Origin of the sequence: Streptacidiphilus anmyonensis, assembly GCF_000787855.1 — a bacterium.
In the GTDB taxonomy this organism is placed as follows: domain Bacteria; phylum Actinomycetota; class Actinomycetes; order Streptomycetales; family Streptomycetaceae; genus Streptacidiphilus; species Streptacidiphilus anmyonensis.
The window spans coordinates 32,899-35,837 of the sequence record NZ_BBPQ01000036.1; the positions used below are offsets into that span (position 1 = coordinate 32,899).

General features: G+C 72.0%; 3 protein-coding genes and 1 pseudogene. All 4 read left to right on the forward strand.

The annotated features are described in order from the left end of the window. A pseudogene (locus TR50_RS26205) lies at positions 1–418 on the forward strand (L-aspartate oxidase); the annotation flags it as partial. Between the two features lie 144 nt (positions 419–562). Continuing rightward, on the forward strand, positions 563–1,513 hold the full coding sequence (gene nadC, locus TR50_RS26210) for a carboxylating nicotinate-nucleotide diphosphorylase (protein WP_042426912.1): 951 nt from the start codon (positions 563–565) through the stop codon (positions 1,511–1,513). Positions 1,514–1,541: 28 nt separating this feature from the next. Beyond that, the gene (locus tag TR50_RS26215) at positions 1,542–2,327 is read left to right on the forward strand and encodes a type III pantothenate kinase (protein WP_042426914.1); all 786 of its coding nucleotides are present in this window, start codon (positions 1,542–1,544) and stop codon (positions 2,325–2,327) included. 119 nt (positions 2,328–2,446) lie between these two features. Next, positions 2,447–2,939, forward strand: a 493-nt coding sequence (locus TR50_RS47035) for a hypothetical protein (protein ID WP_160311189.1), incomplete at its 3' end; no start/stop codon positions are given.

Genomic DNA, 2,939 nt, shown 5'->3' on the forward strand with positions numbered 1-2,939 from the left:
GCGGATCGCGGCGGACATCATCGAGCGGGACCGGCTCGGCAAGCTCCCCCCCCGCCACGAGGACACGACGCGTCCGGTGCAGGTCGTCCCGCTGCTGGCCGCGGAGTCGCGGGCCGAGATCCAGCGGGTGATGACGCGCGGCGTCGGCGTCCTTCGCTCGGCGGACAGCATGGCGACGGCGGTCGAGGGCCTCGCGGCCCTGTCCGAGCCGGACCCGGACAAGTCCGAGTTCCCGCAGGTCGAGACCTGGGAGGCGACCAACCTCCACCTGGTCGCCTCCGCGCTGACGGCTGCCGCGCTGCTCCGCGAGGAGACCCGCGGCTGCCACTGGCGCGAGGACGCGCCGGATCGCGACGACGTGAACTGGCAGCGGCACCTCACCACGACGCTCGTCGAAGGACGTTTGCAGGTCGGATGAACCATCAGGGGCGCGAGGAACTGCGCGACAAGCCACCCACGCACGGGGCAGGCCGAACGCGCAGGGCCATCCGCCCCGGGTGGTTCTCGCGCAGTTCCCCGCGCCTTATGTAGTGCAACTCCCCTCTGACACAAAGGATCTGTCGTGTCCCACGAAGACCTCCCCCTGATCGAAGACGGCTGCGGCGACGACTGCGCGTGCGGTGAGTACGAGACCGCTCTCGACCCCGCGCTCGCCGCCCTGCTGGAAGACGCCGGGCTGGACCCGGTCGAGGTCGAGGACATCGCGACGATGGCCCTCACCGAGGACCTCGCGGGCGGGGAGGACGTCACGTCCGTCGCCACCGTGCCGTCCGCCGCCGTCGCCACCGCCGACTTCGTCGCCCGGCAGGCCGGCGTCGTCGCCGGCCTGCGCGTCGCGGAGGCGGTGATCTCGCTCGTCGCCGAGGAGGAGTTCACCGTCGAGCGGCACGTCGAGGACGGCGCGCTGGTCACGCCCGGCACCGTGCTGCTCAGCGTCACCACCCGCACCCGCGACCTGCTCACGGCCGAGCGCTCCGCGCTCAACCTGCTGTGCCGCATGTCCGGCATCGCCACCGCGACCCGCGCCTGGGCGGACGCGCTCGACGGCACCAACGCCGTCGTGCGCGACACCCGCAAGACCACGCCGGGCCTGCGCGCGCTGGAGAAGTACGCCGTGCGCTGCGGCGGCGGGGAGAACCACCGCATGGCGCTGTCGGACGCCGCGCTGGTCAAGGACAACCACGTGGTCGCCGCGGGCGGCGTCGCCGAGGCGTTCAAGGCCGTCCGCGCGGCCTACCCGGACCTTCCGGTCGAGGTCGAGGTGGACACCCTCGAGCAGATCCCGCCGGTGCTGGAGGCCGGCGCGGACCTGATCCTGCTCGACAACTTCAGCGTCGACGAGCTGCGCGAGGCCGTCGCGCTCGTCGCGGGTCGGGCGAAGCTCGAGTCGTCCGGCGGGCTGACCCTCGACAATGCCCGCGCCGTGGGCGAGACCGGCGTCGACTACCTCGCCGTCGGCGCCCTCACGCACTCCTCGCCGATTCTTGACGTCGGCCTTGACCTGCGCGGATAGTCACCCCTCCCCACGAGAAAGCGCGCCCATGCTGCTCACGATCGACGTCGGCAACACCCAGACGGTCCTCGGCATCTTCGACGGCGAGGAGATCGTCGAGCACTGGCGTGTCTCCACGGACCCGCGCCGGACCGCCGACGAGCTCGCGGTGCTGATGCAGGGGCTCATGGGCGCGCACCCGGTGCTGAAGAACGAGGAAGTGGACGGGCTGGCGATCTGCTGCACCGTCCCGACCGTCCTGCACGAGCTGCGCGAGGTGACGCGGCGTTACTACGGCGACGTCCCGGCGGTGCTCGTCGAGCCGGGCGTCAAGACCGGCGTGCACGTGCTGACCGACAACCCCAAGGAGGTCGGCACCGACCGGATCGTCAACACGCTCGCGGCCAAGCACCTCTACGGCGGCCCCTGCATCGTCGTCGACTTCGGCACCGCGACGAGCTTCGACGCGATCAACGAGCGCGGCGACTTCGTCGGGGGCGCCATCGCGCCGGGCATCGAGATCTCCGTCGAGGCGCTGGGCGTGCGCGGCGCGATGCTGCGGAAGATCGAGGTGGCCAGACCGCGCAGCGTGATCGGCAAGAACACCGTGGAGGCGATGCAGTCCGGCGTGCTGTTCGGCTTCGCCGGGCAGGTGGACGGCATCGTCAACCGGATGGCGGCCGAGCTGGCCGAGAACCCGGACGACGTGCAGGTGATCGCGACGGGCGGCCTCGCGCCGCTCGTGCTCGGCGAGGCGACCAGCATCGACGTCCACGAGCCGTGGTTGACGCTGATCGGGCTGCGGCTGGTCTACGAGCGCAACACCGCCTCGTGAGGCGACACAGGGTGAGCTGATCCGCGCCGCTGGGCCGAACGACTGTCAGTTTTCCGGAAGACCCGCCGACATACGGCGGGTTCATCGGATTTTCCCTTTTCGTTACGTACAGTCGTCCCATGCCTACGCCTCACGGTTCGCGCGGCGGCATGGCCTTCAGCGCGGACGAGCTCCGGGTCCTTCGGCGGGCCCTCGCCCACGTGCTCAACCCCTCGGCCGCCACGGACAGCAGACCGGGCGGGACGGCCGCCCGTGCCGTCTGGGTCGAGGACGTCCAGGACGTGCTGCGTCTCTGCGAGGCGATCGAGGAGGCGGTCCTCGAAGGCGGCCGGATGCGCGCCTTCGCCCTCGCCGAGCTGGTCCGCTACCGCGCCGCCCTGCCGGGCAGCGCCTCGGGGTACCTGCAGCGGCTGGAGGAGGCCGTCGCCGACGGTTACCTGCCGGACTCCGACGACCTCACCGCACTGCGCGCGCTGAACGCCCTGCCCTGCGCCCAGACCGAACACCGCCGCCGGACCCAGCTCCGCAAGCAGTGCGCCGAGTTGGCGGAGGCGGGGGTGCGCCGCCGGCTCGACCTGCCGACCGTCCCGCTGCCCGCGCCCACGCCCGCCC